Here is a 14,923-nt window from a genome sequence, read left to right on the forward strand (position 1 = left end):
CTCGCGCCTTCCATTGAAACGCTGCGTCGCAGCATTATATTGTGCACTGCAGCAATGATTACCGAGTGCTGCATGAGGCCGCTATGATAGCCATCCTGGCCGTTACGGCCTGGAGGTTTCGTTATGCGCTCCTTGTCTAACACCCTCGCTTTGCTCAAGCAGTTCCGCACCCATCCGGTCGACCCTTCTCGGGAGAGCCACTTGTCGGAATTCGAGGCCTTTGGACCGAACCCTGGCCAGCTTGAGGCAAAAGTTCATGTCCCATCGACAGTTATTCCACGACCGGCGCTCGTCGTCGTCTTGCACGGCTGTACCCAGACGGCGTCGTCATACGACACAGGCTCGGGATGGAGCAGATTGGCCGACGACTATGGCTTTGTCGTCCTCTTCCCGCAGCAGACCCGCAGCAATAACGCCAATCTTTGCTTCAACTGGTTCCAGCCGAACGATATGGCGCGCGGCGATGGTGAAGCGCTTTCAATCCGCCAGATGGTCGAGACCGCCGAAGCACGTTATGACATCGATACCTCGCGAGTTTACATAACCGGGCTTTCGGCAGGTGGAGCGATGGCCAATGTGATGCTGGCGACCTATCCCGAAGTCTTTGCCGGCGGCGCAATCATAGCCGGTCTCCCCTATGGCACGGCACACACGATACCCCAAGCGTTCGACCGCATGCGCGCGCAAGGCATTCCCGACACTAACACGCTTCAAAAGCTGCTTCGGTCCGCTTCCAAAACAACGGGCCCATGGCCGGCGATATCGGTCTGGCAGGGAACGCAGGACATGACCGTCAACTCGGCTAACGCAGATGCGATTGTCGACCAGTGGCTGGGCGTTGTTGAAACCCGAGGATCGCCCCGGGTAGACCAACCGACGTCGCGGCTTGAACGCAGGGTCTGGGTCAATGCCAACGGGGAGGAACGCCTTCAGCTTTACCGCGTCAAGGGTATGGGCCACGGCACACCGATCAATGCGAAAAGTGGGTACGGTCGGGCAGGGCCCTACATGCTTGACGTCGGCATTTCGTCGACCGAGGAAATTGCCAAATCGTTCGGGGTTGCGGCGCCATCCTTGAGACAGGTGAACCGGGGCGTCGCCACTGACGTCGCTATCCCCAAGGCTCGGAGCAACGATAATCCGAGTCCCAAGGGACCGGCGGACGGCATTCGGCGGACGATCGAAGACGCGCTACGTGCAGCGGGTCTGATGAGATAACACCGCGCACACTTCCTTCGTGGCCACCCGCCCTTTTGATCTGACGACTCGCCGCGTGGAGATGCCTCAAACGGCGAGTGACGCCGGCGCAGCGAACATCCAATTTACAAGGTCGCCCACCCTGATGGGCCGTACTCTCAGCCCTCACGCTATGCGGTGGGTCCAGACGATTTCTTGAAAAGCGGCCACATCGAGCGGCGACGGCGCGCACATCTAGACGCGCACATCTAGATATGTCGCGCTGCCGTCACTCCATACCGCATACCCCGCGACTGAGCCGATACGGACGGTTGCACTCCCAGCCGTTTCCGGAACGATCCAGATGTGCGTTTTCAGGAAGATTGATCTGTGAACAGACCGATCCCTTTGCTTCAAATCCGCGGTCACATTTCCATTTCTGGCCATAGGAGTTGTCCGCAAAGGTTGCATTTTCGGGAACCTTTACAGCAACACAGGCCTGATCTTTCATTTCAAATCCACGGTCGCACAACCATTCATTGCCGCTGGTGGTCAGGTAGGCATGGTCAGGAACGATCAGTGCGACGCATTTGCTAGCGATGACCTGATACCCCCGTTCACAGATCCAGCCCTCGCCATAGCTCGAATCCGTCAGATACGCCTTGTCCGGCACCTCGATGAGGTCGCATTCAGTATCGCGCTGACGATATCCGTGCATGCACTTCCAGCGGTCACCAGAATAAGAGTCGAGAAAAGCATTGGCGGGCAGCCGAACCGCAAGGCACTGGCCGTCCTTTTCGGCAAACCCGTAATCGCATTCCCAGCCGTTGCCATAGGAAGCGTATGTCAGGAAAGCATTGTCGGGAGCCGTCACAGCAACGCAGGAATCGGCCTCTTGTCGGAATCCACGATTGCACTCCCATCCCGATCCGTAGCGTTTTGCTTCGGAATTTGCTGGCACCGACCCTTGACCATATGCCCCAGGGATCAAGAGCAGAGTTGCGGATAGAAGAACGCTCGCCTGTATAGCCAACGCTAGGAAGAACGGTTGAAGCATGTCCTTATGTCTCCAAATGGGCGGTTGAGTGGTCACAGAAGTGTGAAGCCATTGCGGCCGGCGCTTACCTGCGCCCATCGGTTCGTCCCAACCAATGCCAGATTGTCGTGGCAGGGAACATACTGCGCATAGCGCTGTGCAGTTCGCAGCCTCAAATGTCTAGGACCGACCGGAATTTGCTGGATCGCAAGGCGAAAATGTCTGTTCGGTGTAGGACATGGCGCCCCCTTGATTGGGGCCAGGGTATCAAACCCTCATACAGCAGCGCCCGTGACATCTGCTACTGGAGACTGGACACTGCGCCTTTGTCATTCGAATAGCAACCGCTCTTTACCCTTATTTGGTTTGCCTGCCGAACGCCCCTAGCAATCATGATTTCCCATGTTTCCATGCTTTGATCGAGCACGAACCGGGTCGTCCCCAGGCGGTCGGTGGTCTTCCGTCGCGAGAAGGGTTGTTACGTCGCGACGGCGGCACGTCAGAGGCCGCACACCTTGCCGGCTAGTCGGCGCTGACTGTCGGCATGAGTTGCGCCGGCGTCTCAATCTTTTGCAAGCATTTCTCGAACTATTCGCGCCAGATATGCCCGGTCCGAGAAAGTCCGCGCGTGAGGATGCTGTTGCTGCATAGCCCGTTAAGAACAGAACACGGAGGCCCGGCCTCCTTGCCAGAGCCACTTCGGCCAACTGCCGCCCGTTGATCCCTGGTAAGCCGACATCGGAAACCACGGCATCGATGCGCTGCGCGCTTTCGATTATCGGCAGCGCATGTTCTCCGTCTTCGGCTTCGAGCGTCCTGTATCTAAGTTCCTTCAGAACGTCGACGATCAGCAGCCTCACGGCGCTGTCGTCTTCCACAACGAGCACGACCTCACCTTCACCCATCAGACTCCCGTGTTGGGACGGAGCCGAGCCGATGCTTGCTTTGTCGGCGCCGGACCCATCCGGGAGAAAGAGCGTGACTGTCGTACCCGTTCCCAGCTGGCTCGTTATTCGTGCGTGGCCGCCCGTCGACCAGTGCGACTTAAGTGCCATTCGGAATTGGCCGGCCCGCTCAAAGCTATTGTCGGCGTTGGGCCGAAAGTTAACCAACGAACCTCTGTCCTTGAAGAGAATCGAACCCGCAGCTGGATCTTTCCGGGCGTGCGACTTGCAAATGGCTATGCCAAAAGTCACGAGCGCACGGATTTTCGCAGCATCACGGGTGCACTGAAATCGGACCCATCGAGCGATTCGCACCCAGGGCTCTAAACACACGGATCGTATTTGCATGAGAAATAATGCTTGCAGAATTAGCAAGCATCGCTATATTTGCTAGCATGAACAGCAAGCAGAAAAAGACTCTCGTGGCGGTTTTCAAAGATCCGATCTCGGGAACCATCGAGTGGGCCACTATAGAAAACCTGCTTGTCGCTGCCGGCGCGAACGTCATCGAAGGAAACGGCTCGCGCGTTAAGTTCGAAAAGGACGGCATAATCGCGAGCTTCCATCGTCCTCATCCCGACAAGGAGGCAAAACGTTATCAAGTTCGCGATGCTCGCGAATTCCTGACGCAAATTGGAGTAGAACCATGAACACCATGACTTACAACGGTTATCACGCTCGCATAGAATTCGACGCGGAGGACGAGCTGTTCTTCGGTAAGATTGCTGGCATTTCTGACGTAGTCGGGTTTCACGGGGACAGCGTTGCTGAACTGAAGAAGGCGTTCCATGAGGCTGTCGATGATTACCTTGAGACCTGCAAGAGCATCGGCAAAGAGCCTCAAAGACCCTATTCCGGCAAGATGATGTTTCGAGTTGCTCCCGAAGTGCATCGCCGAGCTGCTCTGGCTGCCGAACTGTCGGGGAAGAGTCTCAATCAGTGGGCCGAGGAGGCATTAGAAAAAGCCGCGGCGCACTTCGCCAAGGACCGCCTTTCGGCATAGGCCATTCGCTTCCCCGCAAGGTCGGCCCGGCAGGGCTCTCGTCCGGGTCGAGGTCAACGTCCGTCACCAACACTAGAATGAACTTGGGCGTAAGGAACCCTCAATTCATCCGAGGTCGGACGAAACTCGCGACGGGGCGATGATCCGAAGGTGCAGTTCAGTCGCTATACACCATCAGGTGGCACAGAGCCTTTGCAATGATCGCTTGCGGAGAAAGCCTGTCCAAGCAGGCCCATGGCAGTTGTTGCTACCTCAGTAGAAAATCCATGTTCGCAACGGGCCGACTCTGTCTGCGCAAGCCGGCTGCCGGGCTGCGGCGATTGTCGCCAGCTAAAACCTGAACCGCCTGCGTCGGGGTCATGATTACGGCGTTGGCAAATTCGAGTTTCTTCGGAAGGCGCGCAAAGCCTTCGTTGGTGGTCACGAACACATGGCGCCCGCCATTTTCATGTGCCCAGAACGCCTGAGCAGCGCCCAGGCAATTGCGCCAATGCCAAGCAGCGGCGCTGGACAGATCCTTTTTGTCCAAGCCGTAGCTCACCGCGTAGTCCGACCATCGTGCTGGCGTCGTCGGAAAAAGGGTTCTGAAGATAAGTCGCTCGCGCTCAATCGCCGCTTCATCACTCATAATAGAGAAACCATGGAATGAAAGACCGTGTCGCCCGATCGGCCGCAAGAGGCTGATGTGACCAAGTCCGAGCGCGCTCATTCGGCTTTCAAAGTCTGCAAATCGTTTTAGATGTGCGCCACCGGGCTGACGTTCATATGCGCTCGAAGCCAAAATGGCGATATCCGCCTCTCCACGCCTTGCGGCTTCAATCAACGTGCGAATGTCGCCGTGGGCCGATCTCTTCTCATCGATGTTGATGAGACAGTTGTTTTCGAGCGTAAAACTCCGCATCACTTCACCATGTTGCTCTAGTCATTCAATGCTCGCCATTTGCGAACCAATCCCACAATTATAAGTCTGGTTCTTAAAGCGATGCGCGCTTCGTGGACATTCGGCTTGGCAGTAAAGAACAAACGAACAAGCGATCGCTCAAAGGTAACAAGGACACAAATCGCCATGGCGGTCAGTTCCCAACGGAACATTAGGCGACGACAAACGCAAAAATCATGAACTCTCTCCGCTCAGCGGGGAGCTGCTCGCACGGGTCGGCTCGATCGGCGACAATCGCCTGAGAGGCTGGATCTCCTACCAAGCCTCGAAGGCTGCCTTAAACCACATCGTGCGCACCGCTTCAGGCGAGATGAGCCGCAAAGCGGCGGCGGTCAGCCGCGTCATCGATCGGCTGTCGAAGAACTCGAATTCCATGCCAAAACGGTCCGCAATCGGCTTAAACTCATCCTTCAGCAGTTCTAGCGCCCGCCCCCCTTCGGAGCGGAAACTGACACGCATGAAGAAGTGACCGGTATCAGCGTCGTCGAACTGTGCGCTGTCGGTGATGTTGCATTCCTCTTCCGCCAGGAAGGAGGAGATAGCGGCGACGATGCCGCGGGTGGATGCGCAGCGCACGCGCATGGCAAACTCGACATTGGTGTTCCTCTTTGTGGATCAGGATGCGGCTGGTGCCAAGCGGCGCCTGAACGATGCCGGGACAAATCTTGAGACCGACACCGCACACCGGCTTCGCTGCTCCAAGCCCATTTTTGATCACACAGGCAACCCGGCTAATCGGTTGGATAAATGGTCCGCGATAAGTCACCCTCTGCGGGTGGGGAAATTGCTTCGTCCTCATCCAGAAGGCTCAGCCTGGCGATCGCAGTGTCCGATATGCTCGTCAGAAATTCAGCCTGGGTCCAACCCAAAAGGCAAGCTTCCTCGACAAGGACCTGGATTGCATAGTGCACCGTCTGCTCGAGTTCGACCTTGCGCTCAAGCGTCCCAGGGGGCTGATTTGGACGTTCAATCATGGCTTTTCTCTCGTTTGGAGATTAAGGTATTGGCGCGGCAGCAGATCCGGCCCGGCGGGTAAGATCAAAACACCGTGCTCTGACTATCGTTCCCCTCTTTCGACTGAAGACTGGCGTTAACATCATGAGCCTCGATTTTGAGGCCGTCCCCAGTCCACTTTCGCTCGTCAGTAAAGTTTATACGCTGTGCCATCGGGGCATGGAACATCAGCTGAACGGAACAAGAGATGCCGGGTGGAGTTTAAGCGTCTACCGATGCTCCTTCTAACCCAAAGGAAAAGCCATTACCCAGCCTCGGTCCGCGCCATTGGCGATCCATCCGCCACAAATTCGACGATGAGCAGGCCACCGACCTCGCGTTAACAGCGATCGCGACCTCCGTCGTTAATCAGTAGATGCCTGAACGGGCATGTATGACAGAAGAGGAGAAGCACATGGTAAGCACTGCACTTAAAGCCCTGCTAAGTGTCCTTGCGGTGGCAGGATACCAGAACAGGGAGAAGATCGGGGAGCTTCTGAAAGGTCTGACCCAGAACCGACAAGACCAAGGGCCAACCGGTCAGCAGGAGGCCGGAGGAGGTTTGGGTGACCTGCTTGGCGGTCTGACTGGAGGCTCTGGTGGCCTCGGAGGCTTGCTCGGCGGTTCATCGACCGGCGGCGTGTTGAGGGGTGGTCTCGACGATCTCCTCAAACAGTTCGAGCACAACGGACACGGGGAGACCGCAAAATCCTGGGTGCAGACCGGTCCAAACAGCGAGATTGATGATAGGCAGTTATCGGAAGCGCTCGGGCCGGAAGTCCTGGAGGATCTTTCCGCGCGGACGGGTCTTTCTCCTGAGGAGATTTTGAGCCGCCTCAGCCGAGATCTGCCAAAGGCGGTTGACGATCTGACCCCCAACGGCGTCCTGCCTCAAGAGGACGACCCTTTCGAAGGGCAGATCACTCCTCCACCCAAGACCCAAATCATATAGTAGAAGAGGCCGCCGCAAGGCGGCCGCTTCACCGCGCCGGATTTGGAAGGCAAGCCTTTAGCGTTTCTCAGGCGGGCGTTGCACAGGAATCAGACGCGCTACCCTAGCGATACCTCCACAATCACGTTGCATACTTGGCTCGACCCGGAACATCGCACCCGTTCCGGACGCTGTCGGCGCTCTCATCTGCTTTTCAAGCCATTTGGTCGTGACGAGATCGTTGCGTGTTTTATTTGGCGTGAATGTCTGCCAACAAGATCTTGGCGAGTTCGACGAACTGACCCGTTGGATACTTTGATAAATACGCTTCAATCATCTCGGCGTTACGGGTGTCCCGCACCGTTTCCCAGAATGAAACCTCGATTCCTGGCTCGCCCGCCCCAGACCCACCTTGAGCAACGCGCGCGGCTGCGAGTTCGGCGAACTCGCCCGCAGGGTATCGCTTCAGATATAGGAGATATTCGGCCGGATCATCGCTCTCCTGAACCGCCTCCCAAAAAGCCACCTCAACCCGGCGCGCTTCATCTTTGTCTTGGTCTTCCGGCAAGGTCTGATCGACCGAAGAGGATCGCTCCGGGTGTTGGACGGACGTTAGCTCTGCACTGGGGCTTGGTTCGGACTGCGGGTCAAACAGAACACGGAACACCCGGAGCGGGCGCGAAATGTTCTTGACCTGATGCTCACCCAAATCCTCAAAGGTGGTGTCGACGCGATCGCGCAGATGATCTCGTACTCCTCGCGTTACACAGATGCCGCCGGCATCGGCCAGGCCTTCAAGCCGAGCGGCGATGTTGACCCCATCCCCGAAGATATCGCCGTCTTTCACCAGAACATCGCCGACGTTGATCCCGATGCGGAAGTACATCTTGTGTTTGTCGGCAAGCGACCGGTTGGCACGCCACATGGCCTGCTGGATGGCGATCGCACAGTTGAAGGCATGCACAATCGATGGGAATTCCGCCAACACGCTGTCCCCCGCGGTCCCGAAGATCTCTCCATGAGCACTTTCAATAAGGCCGTCGATGATAGTACGATGCGATGTCAAGGTCGCCAGAGTCTGCTCTTCGTCGGAATTCATCAACCGCGAGTAACCTTCGATATCCGCAGCCAGGATCGCTGCAAGCTTTCTTTCAAGTGGTGGCGCCTCCATGTGAACGATCCGATCCAACGCTGATGTGCAGTCGATCATCAACCGATGAGCACGCGGCTTTGTTCCTTTCGTAAAGGTTTGATCTCATCCGCGGGCGTATCACCCAAAGGCCGAATTTTGCTCGACCGAAATCTGCCATGGAGTGCCGCGAGGGTTCGAACACGGTACGTTCCATTCCCCTTCCCCTCGCACCAAGGCATCGGCCAGAGGGTGAAAGGCTTCAAAGTTGACGTCCTACAAGCCTCAGCGCAGGACTCCTGCTTCACGGGCAGCTTCTTCAAAGGCCAATCGGGCCATGTAACCAGGCAAGTGACCATTCATGGCTTCGAGACAGGTGGTCAATGCAGCCTGATATGCCGGACTGGATCTGTATCCAGACCAAGTGTTTCGCAAAACCGCTACCGCTTCACTGGCTGATCCAACCAACACCTCGTGATCCGCATTGGGCAGGCTTATCACAACGCTTTCGTTCCAGGGCGCCGGTTGTTTTGCTTTCTCTAGATCGCGTCCGTAGCGTTCCTCGCGTTCCCACCGATCCTCTGCCATGGCGTTCTCCTTCTCGAACACCGTCAAACCGGAAAAACAGGAATGTGTTCCCAGTTCGAGCAACGAGGTTGGGCACGGATCCGCCCCCCTTTTATCGCCGGTCTGCCTTCTTCCCGTTGTCGATGGGTGCCCCCGCAAGGCCCCTTACGAATGAGTTTCTTGCCATGGGCGCCTGTTCGGAAATTGTTGATGGGGTCGTGAAGCTAGGCCCCCGCACTTTCACGCGGCGTCTTCCAACGCGTCAGGACGTTGTCACCCCCGACCTCGGTAAGGCATTCCAACATCATGAGGGATCCTTGGCGCACAAAACCGAAACCAACATCGCAGACTGTTCGCAGAAGCTCAAGCACCGGGAAGAGGAACAGGTCGGGATCGGCGTCTAGACATGGTGTCGGTACCGGTTTCGCTGGAATCGTCGGCCGGCAGACAATGGAGCGAGGCTCCGCCGGTAACATCACTGACTTACTGCTTCGGAGGGAACCTCCACGTTTCGCGCGATCGACCAGAGATTAGCCCGACGATCTGCAGTCTAATCGGGTCGCGGTCTCTCCCATCTGGTCGAGCTTCGTCGTGTAACCCTGCTCCTCGGCCTCGCCAATCCCATAGCTCAGGTGGCCCACCGCGCTGATGTCGCAGCCTGCTTCTATCCCCCGAGTGACGAATGCCGGGATTTCGCCGGCGTCCAGTTGGCGCCGCGTATCTTTAGCACTGCTTTGCTCTCCGCTGAGGCCATAAAGCTACGGGCGCGGGATCGTCGACGGGCAAACTCTTCCCGTGGCGGGATCGGCTGGATCGCCTGTGGAGTCGTCGCACCGTTGTCCCCGGAACCATCGCCGCAGGCAGATTTGAACAAATGCGTAGCCAAGGCGTTTAGCTGCTATCCACAATTCACAGGAGGAAATGACATGGATTGGGACCGTGTTGAAGGTAACTGGAAGCAATTCAAGGGACAGATCAAGGAACAGTGGGGCAAATTGACCGACGACGACTTGGACCAAATCGCTGGCAAACGCGATCAGCTCGAAGGCAAGATTCAGGAACGGTATGGCCTCGAAAAAGATCGGGCACGACAAGACGTGGATGACTGGTTCGGCCGGCAAACCTGGTAATCTTCAGAGCGCCCCGCCCCAGGCGGAGCATCTGTTGTTCCCTAAGCGGCCCGGCGGCTACGGCGCGTCGGGCCGCTAAACTGACCTCCAACTACCGGTCGGGAAAACTTGCCTCAGATAAATTCGCGCGGTGCGATACGACTCTCGCGGGGAAAGAGTACTCGATCGGGCGGCAGTTCGAGCTCCACAACTGAAGCGGATTTCTCCAACCTCACCTCAAGATGCCGAGTGCCTGCCACGCGCCGGCTTCCGTGATTGACCCCACAAGACCGTGTTCGGAGCCCATGACGAGTTGTATAACGTGGGCCGAAAGTAGAGGGCCGCCTGACCATCGTGCTCAGTTGTCGGTAGGCCCGTAGATCGGCCCTCAAGCCAGATCTCGCGGCCGGAAACGCTGACGCTTAGGCAGTTCGACTGGCCAATGAACCCATAAACGAACTGAGACGGGTGATCGTAGATCTCGTCCGGCGTGCCCCGTCTGCTCGATTGAGCCGTTGTTCAGCACGACAATACGGTCGGCTAGCTCAAGCGCCTCCCCCTGGTCGTGCGTGACAAAAATAGTCGTGTATCCAGTTCGATCGTGGATGTACGCGACGAGGGTGCACTGTTCGAGAGTGCCATGTGGCTGGAGCACGCCGACGCGGTGCGGACGCATAGGGAACTTTTCGGATCGATGGCCGTTTGTGATTTGCCGACGATCCCCGACCGGATCATCGACCGGGCTCCGACGCGAAGGCGTGCGGAGCCTGCCAGGTACACGCTCGCTTGGCCCCGTTATCGACTTTCGGGGCCATTTTTTGTGTTCGCTCCCTGCCGACAGGAACCTGTTCAGCCCCGTGCGTTTTTTCGCTTGTCTTGATGCCAAGTGTCCCCCGAAGTAGCCCCTCGCCTCGTCGCGCCCGACGGGGCCACTTCTTTACGAATTGATCGACAGGGGATTCCCGGACCTGCGATGGCTTTGGCCCACCAGGTGCCCGACGGACGAGCCCCAGGCGCCAGCGCGCCGCCTGGACATTTCTTACGGTGTAATGGAACCGATACGAAGTCTCGACGTTTCTGGCTTCGTGAGACCCTGAGCCCCCGATCAGGTGACACCTTCACAATCCGCCCGGAAGTGAAGTACTCTCTCTATAAGTGCCTCTGGCCTCGTCCCGACGGGGCCATTTCTTTTATGATCCCTAGTCGCCGCGGCCATTTCCACGACGGGGCCCGCGCAGCTGGTTGGAGGTTGCCGATGAGGATTATCGTCGTGGGTGGACGAAGGCGCCCGATTTAGCGGCGAATGCATTGAGCGCGGCGCCGTGGGAGTGGACCCCGTTGCAAACACAGCCTGTTGGCTCTGTCGACGGAAGGGGCCTTTTCCTATTTAGTCGCTTCTGCGTGCGTTCATTGAAAAAGACAGCCCCATCGCTGGGGCCGTGAGGTAAAACATCTGACGCTTCTGTTGAACGGTCCGCAGGCAAACCGCGCTCGATAGGCCCCATCTGCGGAGTTGAGGTTGAAGGTGGGGCCTAGAGGCGCTTTCGATCACCAAGCGGCGGTCGAGCAACACGTTAGAACTTAGGAAAGCGCCAACGGTTCCACCATGGGACTTCAGTCCCATAACCCCGGCGCAATGGTCCTAATCCCGTGGAGAACTGACCCTGATACGCTATTTCTCACCTCAGCCTATGGCGAACTATTCGGCATAGGCCGACAACGACACCAGGGCAGCCTGCCCGTCCCTTCGGTTCGCTCTGGTGTCGTTGCCGACCGGAGGAATGGACTATGTACGAACAATACCGCTACGGCGGGCCACCGAAAAAATTCTCGACAGGGTTTCTTATCGGCGCGATGCTCTTGGCGATGCTCGTCATCGGCGGATACCTCGTCGTGAACAGCGCGCTATCGCACGAACCTCAACAATCCGTCGCCATCGTCCTTCCGACACCTTTGGCATCCCCGAAGTAGTTTTCGACTGAAACAGGAAAACAGCCATGAGACTGATGCACTTAGGGCGAACCCGCCTTGAAATGCTCTGCCACGATATCGCCCTCAGCGACGCCAAGCCAGAGAGCGCTGCCTACTCGATCTCTTCGAGGCTTACGCGATCGTCTCCTCAACGCGAGCTTCTGCGGGAATACCCGGCCCGTAAAGAGCAGATTGCCGAACGCCAACAGATCTAGGCCGACAAGGCAGAGTCGTCGCCTACTCACGCTAACCGATGAGCTACTATTTCCATGAGCATGGCCAAGCGCAAGCGTTATCCCAGTATCCCCGACAACGGCGGAGACAGTTTTGCGCCTGATAGCGAAGTGGGTCGCAGTAGGGCTTCACGGCCTCAATGGAGGAGCGGCTCGACAGATGGACCCCGGTGAAATCCCGGCCTTCGTCGACGACGTCATCGAGGCAGGCTGCGACATCTGCGCCGTGGGGCATGACAGCTACGTGATTAGCGAAATTGAGGAGCAGACTGCAACTAAGGAAAAGCTTGACCGAATAGTAGAGAAGTACGGCAATCGCGACGCCCTGAGGTGGGAGATCGTCGCCTACCTTTGGTCGATTGGCCGGTTCCTTGAGCTTGCGTCCGAAATCACCCGTCACTAGTTTCGCAAACCCCCGCGGGCAGACACAGTGCCGAGGCTACGGGTAGAATAAAAGCCTCTGCCGGGATCGGCAGAGGCCAAAGCACGCTGGTGCAAGCGGCTCGTCTGAACGGATGGAGCACGCTTCAAAAGCTACAGATGGAGGGCGGGGCGACAATTCACCCGAATGGAAGTGCATGCTCCGCCGACATGGAAAGTTTCTTCTTGAGCTACCATTGGGAGAGCGCCATATGGGAACGGTTTAGGCTGCACGCCTCTGGGTCTTGATCGCCTTGGAAGTTGGCTGGTCGCCCTTAGCCCTGGCGCCATAGTCCTCAACTGCCCGCCCTCGACCTCCCTCCAGAATCCCCTTCATCACGTGCCCGAATAGCCCGAATAGCCCGAATAGCCCGAATTGGGTATTTCCCCGGTGGAACCAGGCAAGCCCTGCCGACGTTTTCTGGACGCGAATACCACGAACGCTTCGCCGCCCTTCATGGGAGGTCCCAAATGTACTTTCACTCGGATGATCTCAACTGCGCTCTCGGTCCTAAAGACGTAGAAATGCTGCATCGAGTATTTGAGAGGACCTGCTTTTTAGCGGGATTTCCCAAACTTTCCAAGCGAGGCAATCAACTGGCAAGATTCCTGATTGACGAGTTCCGTGTCGGCCATACCGACGAGGCTTGCCTCCTGGAGTGCGCTCTCTGGTTCACAAAGCGGGATACGCGACAATCGGAGTTCTTGTCTCGTCGTGGGCTGGGTGAAATATCCCGTGTTCGTGGCCCCTCACATGAGTAATCTGGAGGCTACATGGGTTTAGTTCACCTCGGACGGGCGCGCTTGGCAATGGCTCTGCCCGCTCATCGCGAACGATTGCGTTCAGTCAAAGATCATGGTTTGTACGACCTCTTCGAAAAATATGCGTTGGCGGCAAATACACTCGATGCTCTTCAGCGAGAGACGCCCCGACGGGAGGAGCGAATCCATGATTTTCAGCAGCTTTGCCTGGATTTACAGGCTGAGGTCGTCGTCGTGCTTGACCGGCTTCACGAGGAGAGCTGGTAGTCAGACGCAAATTGCATTCCCAAACATGATACGCCTGCTCAGCGAAGCTCACACCGAATGCCATCGCCGCTTGAGGAACGATGTTACGGTCGGAATCAATTTCTCTCGCGCCACTTGAAAGGCGATAGCCCTCCTTAGCGCCATCTGTTTCAGTGACCGATCACCTCGCCAGCTCTCAGTTCTGATTCGCGTCCTTCAGAACTGGCAAAGTGCATTTCTATCGACCGCCGTTCTCGTTACTCTCTCGATCTTCCCTAGGGTCCGTGGTTCCTCTTTCTGCCCCCCGCAATGGGGCATAAGGACACCTTGGAGATGGCTACCAGGGCGTATTCGACAGCGGCGAGCCCGCGCACTTCAACTGGCCCGCGACCGGAGGGCAGGCACCCTATAGCGTGGCCGGAGAGGACATCGACGCTGCTCGCTGAGAGGCGCGGGAGCGGGTTCTGATTTCCGAACTCAACCAACGCGTTAGGAACATTCTCGTGGTTGTTGCGGCAGTTGACGCATGTTCTTGAGCTTCGTTGCTTGATCCGCCGGGATGTTCGTCTTGGAGAATCTCGCGGGTGCGACGGTCGTTTCCGCGACCGCCCCAACCGGCGCCCACTCGCCGAGCGAACTATTCTTTCGATCGGTCCGGTGCGGCCTGATCGAAACCCACGTCCCAGTCTTTCGGAGGTTCCCTACCTCCTGGCGGACTGCGGTGACCCGACATATCCTCAGACCCGGTGATCACGGTCGGCTTGGCACTCGATACTCCCGTGCTCTTGCGGTTGCCTTGGGGCTCCGCAAACTGGCCCTTCGCGTCGTCCCTGGTCTTGGTCGCGTCAGAAGGGCGATTTCTCGCGGGTTCCCGATTGTTTTCGCCGGCCGCATCCCGATCCTTTTCGGGATCATCCGGCCTCGTTTTCTCGGGCCCTTCCCATCGCGGTGGCTGGTCAGCGGTGCCCGGCGCGCCATCGTTCGGTTTGTTACTCGACATGTCTGCCTCCTTTTTGAAAGGCCGAACCGGCGATGCGCGTTGAAGTTCCCATCGGGGTGCATCCGCACAGGCAACGGCGCGCTGCACGTATGCGGGTTCGAAACCCAAGGTCGGGGGTGCGATTTTTTGCTTGGCGGGGAACCATATCGATCCCCCACGCTTCGGTTGGTGCCCGCCGACTCTACGGCGGGCACCAACCGAGGAGAACGACAATGGCAAATCAACGCAGCCAGGGCGGCAGCAGCGAACAGCATCGCAAGGCTGGCGAACAAAGCCATAAGAACGACGACAAGCAGCGACAATCCGGCGGTCGCGAAACCGGGGCTGGCAAGAGTGCCGGTTCGGGCGGGGCTAAGAGTGGCGCTGGCACCACGGGCGGCGGTCGCGGCACCGACCGCAAGAGCTGAGGTTCCATGGAAAGGCGGCCAAGGACGTGCACGACTCAATGACGTCGACCGAACCC

15 protein-coding genes and 4 pseudogenes are annotated in these 14,923 nt (G+C 57.6%); 11 read left to right on the forward strand and 8 right to left on the reverse strand.

Annotated elements, in window-relative coordinates:
- The first annotated feature begins 123 nt into the window (after window positions 1-123).
- The gene (locus ASD63_RS10895; protein WP_034800451.1) at window positions 124-1,218 is read left to right on the forward strand and encodes a PHB depolymerase family esterase; all 1,095 of its coding nucleotides are present in this window, start codon (window positions 124-126) and stop codon (window positions 1,216-1,218) included.
- A gap of 247 nt (window positions 1,219-1,465) precedes the next feature.
- Here ASD63_RS10895 and ASD63_RS10900 read toward each other — a convergent pair whose 3' ends face one another.
- Both ASD63_RS10900 and ASD63_RS36740 read right to left on the reverse strand, forming a co-directional pair.
- Window positions 1,466-2,233 (reverse strand): hypothetical protein, encoded by a 768-nt coding sequence (locus tag ASD63_RS10900; protein ID WP_134888037.1) that lies wholly within the window; start codon window positions 2,231-2,233, stop codon window positions 1,466-1,468.
- Window positions 2,234-2,595: 362 nt separating this feature from the next.
- Entirely contained in the window at window positions 2,596-3,504 is a 909-nt protein-coding gene (locus ASD63_RS36740; RefSeq protein WP_082572844.1) for a response regulator, read from the reverse strand.
- Window positions 3,505-3,551: 47 nt separating this feature from the next.
- Here ASD63_RS36740 and ASD63_RS10905 point away from each other — a divergent pair, with 47 nt between their 5' ends.
- Both ASD63_RS10905 and ASD63_RS10910 read left to right on the forward strand, forming a co-directional pair.
- On the forward strand, window positions 3,552-3,806 hold the full coding sequence (locus tag ASD63_RS10905; protein WP_034800515.1) for a type II toxin-antitoxin system HicA family toxin: 255 nt from the start codon (window positions 3,552-3,554) through the stop codon (window positions 3,804-3,806).
- Window positions 3,803-4,159: a type II toxin-antitoxin system HicB family antitoxin gene (locus tag ASD63_RS10910; RefSeq protein ID WP_034800455.1), complete on the forward strand. Its 357-nt coding sequence runs from the start codon at window positions 3,803-3,805 to the stop codon at window positions 4,157-4,159. Before ASD63_RS10905 ends, ASD63_RS10910 begins: the two co-directional genes overlap by 4 nt.
- A gap of 247 nt (window positions 4,160-4,406) precedes the next feature.
- On the opposite strand, the gene ASD63_RS10915 is transcribed toward ASD63_RS10910, so the two are convergent.
- Window positions 4,407-5,060 (reverse strand): hypothetical protein, encoded by a 654-nt coding sequence (locus ASD63_RS10915; protein WP_034800457.1) that lies wholly within the window; start codon window positions 5,058-5,060, stop codon window positions 4,407-4,409.
- Between the two features lie 241 nt (window positions 5,061-5,301).
- Between ASD63_RS10915 and ASD63_RS36075 the strand changes: the two are divergent.
- A pseudogene (locus ASD63_RS36075) lies at window positions 5,302-5,418 on the forward strand (C factor); the annotation flags it as partial.
- 44 nt (window positions 5,419-5,462) lie between these two features.
- Here the strand turns inward: ASD63_RS36075 and ASD63_RS36745 are convergent.
- Window positions 5,463-5,681: pseudogene (locus ASD63_RS36745) on the reverse strand (ACT domain-containing protein); the annotation flags it as partial.
- Window positions 5,682-6,507: 826 nt separating this feature from the next.
- Between ASD63_RS36745 and ASD63_RS10930 the strand changes: the two are divergent.
- Window positions 6,508-7,044, forward strand: coding sequence for a YidB family protein (locus ASD63_RS10930; protein WP_051659551.1), 537 nt, complete (start codon window positions 6,508-6,510; stop codon window positions 7,042-7,044).
- A gap of 229 nt (window positions 7,045-7,273) precedes the next feature.
- Here the strand turns inward: ASD63_RS10930 and ASD63_RS10935 are convergent, their stop codons facing one another.
- Both ASD63_RS10935 and ASD63_RS34075 read right to left on the reverse strand, forming a co-directional pair.
- A complete protein-coding gene (locus ASD63_RS10935) occupies window positions 7,274-8,194 on the reverse strand; it encodes an adenylate/guanylate cyclase domain-containing protein (protein WP_060529290.1) in 921 nt (306 codons plus the stop codon).
- 243 nt (window positions 8,195-8,437) lie between these two features.
- Window positions 8,438-8,740 (reverse strand): DUF982 domain-containing protein, encoded by a 303-nt coding sequence (locus tag ASD63_RS34075; RefSeq protein ID WP_156624136.1) that lies wholly within the window; start codon window positions 8,738-8,740, stop codon window positions 8,438-8,440.
- A 905-nt stretch (window positions 8,741-9,645) separates the two neighbouring features.
- On the opposite strand from ASD63_RS34075, the gene ASD63_RS10945 reads away from it, so the two are divergent.
- Window positions 9,646-9,849, forward strand: a complete 204-nt coding sequence (locus ASD63_RS10945; protein WP_029742764.1) for a CsbD family protein — start codon at window positions 9,646-9,648, stop codon at window positions 9,847-9,849.
- Between the two features lie 113 nt (window positions 9,850-9,962).
- Here the strand turns inward: ASD63_RS10945 and ASD63_RS36605 are convergent.
- Window positions 9,963-10,435, reverse strand: a pseudogene (locus ASD63_RS36605) (TOBE-like domain-containing protein); the annotation flags it as partial.
- A 1,181-nt stretch (window positions 10,436-11,616) separates the two neighbouring features.
- On the opposite strand from ASD63_RS36605, the gene ASD63_RS10950 reads away from it, so the two are divergent.
- From ASD63_RS10950 to ASD63_RS36750, 4 genes are all read left to right on the forward strand, one after another.
- A complete protein-coding gene (locus ASD63_RS10950) occupies window positions 11,617-11,799 on the forward strand; it encodes a hypothetical protein (RefSeq protein WP_060529264.1) in 183 nt (60 codons plus the stop codon).
- A 393-nt stretch (window positions 11,800-12,192) separates the two neighbouring features.
- Window positions 12,193-12,435 carry a hypothetical protein gene (locus ASD63_RS10960; protein WP_034800474.1) on the forward strand — a complete coding sequence of 81 codons (243 nt, stop codon included), beginning with the start codon at window positions 12,193-12,195 and terminating at the stop codon, window positions 12,433-12,435.
- A gap of 791 nt (window positions 12,436-13,226) precedes the next feature.
- Window positions 13,227-13,481, forward strand: a complete 255-nt coding sequence (locus tag ASD63_RS10965) for a hypothetical protein (protein WP_034800476.1) — start codon at window positions 13,227-13,229, stop codon at window positions 13,479-13,481.
- A gap of 184 nt (window positions 13,482-13,665) precedes the next feature.
- Window positions 13,666-13,872, forward strand: a complete 207-nt coding sequence (locus ASD63_RS36750) for a DUF6766 family protein (RefSeq protein WP_320410589.1) — start codon at window positions 13,666-13,668, stop codon at window positions 13,870-13,872.
- 225 nt (window positions 13,873-14,097) lie between these two features.
- On the opposite strand, the pseudogene ASD63_RS36085 reads toward ASD63_RS36750, so the two are convergent.
- Window positions 14,098-14,286: pseudogene (locus ASD63_RS36085) on the reverse strand (hypothetical protein); the annotation flags it as partial.
- 386 nt (window positions 14,287-14,672) lie between these two features.
- On the opposite strand from ASD63_RS36085, the gene ASD63_RS10975 reads away from it, so the two are divergent.
- Window positions 14,673-14,867 carry a hypothetical protein gene (locus tag ASD63_RS10975; protein WP_029742771.1) on the forward strand — a complete coding sequence of 65 codons (195 nt, stop codon included), beginning with the start codon at window positions 14,673-14,675 and terminating at the stop codon, window positions 14,865-14,867.
- The last annotated feature ends 56 nt before the right edge of the window (window positions 14,868-14,923 follow it).

Source organism: Ensifer sp. Root558 (assembly GCF_001427045.1).
Classification (GTDB): Bacteria; Pseudomonadota; Alphaproteobacteria; order Rhizobiales; family Rhizobiaceae; genus Ensifer; species Ensifer adhaerens.

Bases quoted from the DNA above. Each gene is read 5' to 3' on its own strand.
- ASD63_RS10895 (WP_034800451.1), top strand. From the start codon at position 124: ATGCGCTCCTTGTCTAACACCCTCGCTTTGCTCAAGCAGTTCCGCACC.
- ASD63_RS10900 (WP_134888037.1), bottom strand. From the start codon at position 2,233: ATGCTTCAACCGTTCTTCCTAGCGTTGGCTATACAGGCGAGCGTTCTT.
- ASD63_RS36740 (WP_082572844.1), bottom strand. From the start codon at position 3,504: ATGCAAATACGATCCGTGTGTTTAGAGCCCTGGGTGCGAATCGCTCGA.
- ASD63_RS10905 (WP_034800515.1), top strand. From the start codon at position 3,552: ATGAACAGCAAGCAGAAAAAGACTCTCGTGGCGGTTTTCAAAGATCCG.
- ASD63_RS10910 (WP_034800455.1), top strand. From the start codon at position 3,803: ATGAACACCATGACTTACAACGGTTATCACGCTCGCATAGAATTCGAC.
- ASD63_RS10915 (WP_034800457.1), bottom strand. From the start codon at position 5,060: ATGCGGAGTTTTACGCTCGAAAACAACTGTCTCATCAACATCGATGAG.
- ASD63_RS10930 (WP_051659551.1), top strand. From the start codon at position 6,508: ATGGTAAGCACTGCACTTAAAGCCCTGCTAAGTGTCCTTGCGGTGGCA.
- ASD63_RS10935 (WP_060529290.1), bottom strand. From the start codon at position 8,194: ATGGAGGCGCCACCACTTGAAAGAAAGCTTGCAGCGATCCTGGCTGCG.
- ASD63_RS34075 (WP_156624136.1), bottom strand. From the start codon at position 8,740: ATGGCAGAGGATCGGTGGGAACGCGAGGAACGCTACGGACGCGATCTA.
- ASD63_RS10945 (WP_029742764.1), top strand. From the start codon at position 9,646: ATGGATTGGGACCGTGTTGAAGGTAACTGGAAGCAATTCAAGGGACAG.
- ASD63_RS10950 (WP_060529264.1), top strand. From the start codon at position 11,617: ATGTACGAACAATACCGCTACGGCGGGCCACCGAAAAAATTCTCGACA.
- ASD63_RS10960 (WP_034800474.1), top strand. From the start codon at position 12,193: ATGGACCCCGGTGAAATCCCGGCCTTCGTCGACGACGTCATCGAGGCA.
- ASD63_RS10965 (WP_034800476.1), top strand. From the start codon at position 13,227: ATGGGTTTAGTTCACCTCGGACGGGCGCGCTTGGCAATGGCTCTGCCC.
- ASD63_RS10975 (WP_029742771.1), top strand. From the start codon at position 14,673: ATGGCAAATCAACGCAGCCAGGGCGGCAGCAGCGAACAGCATCGCAAG.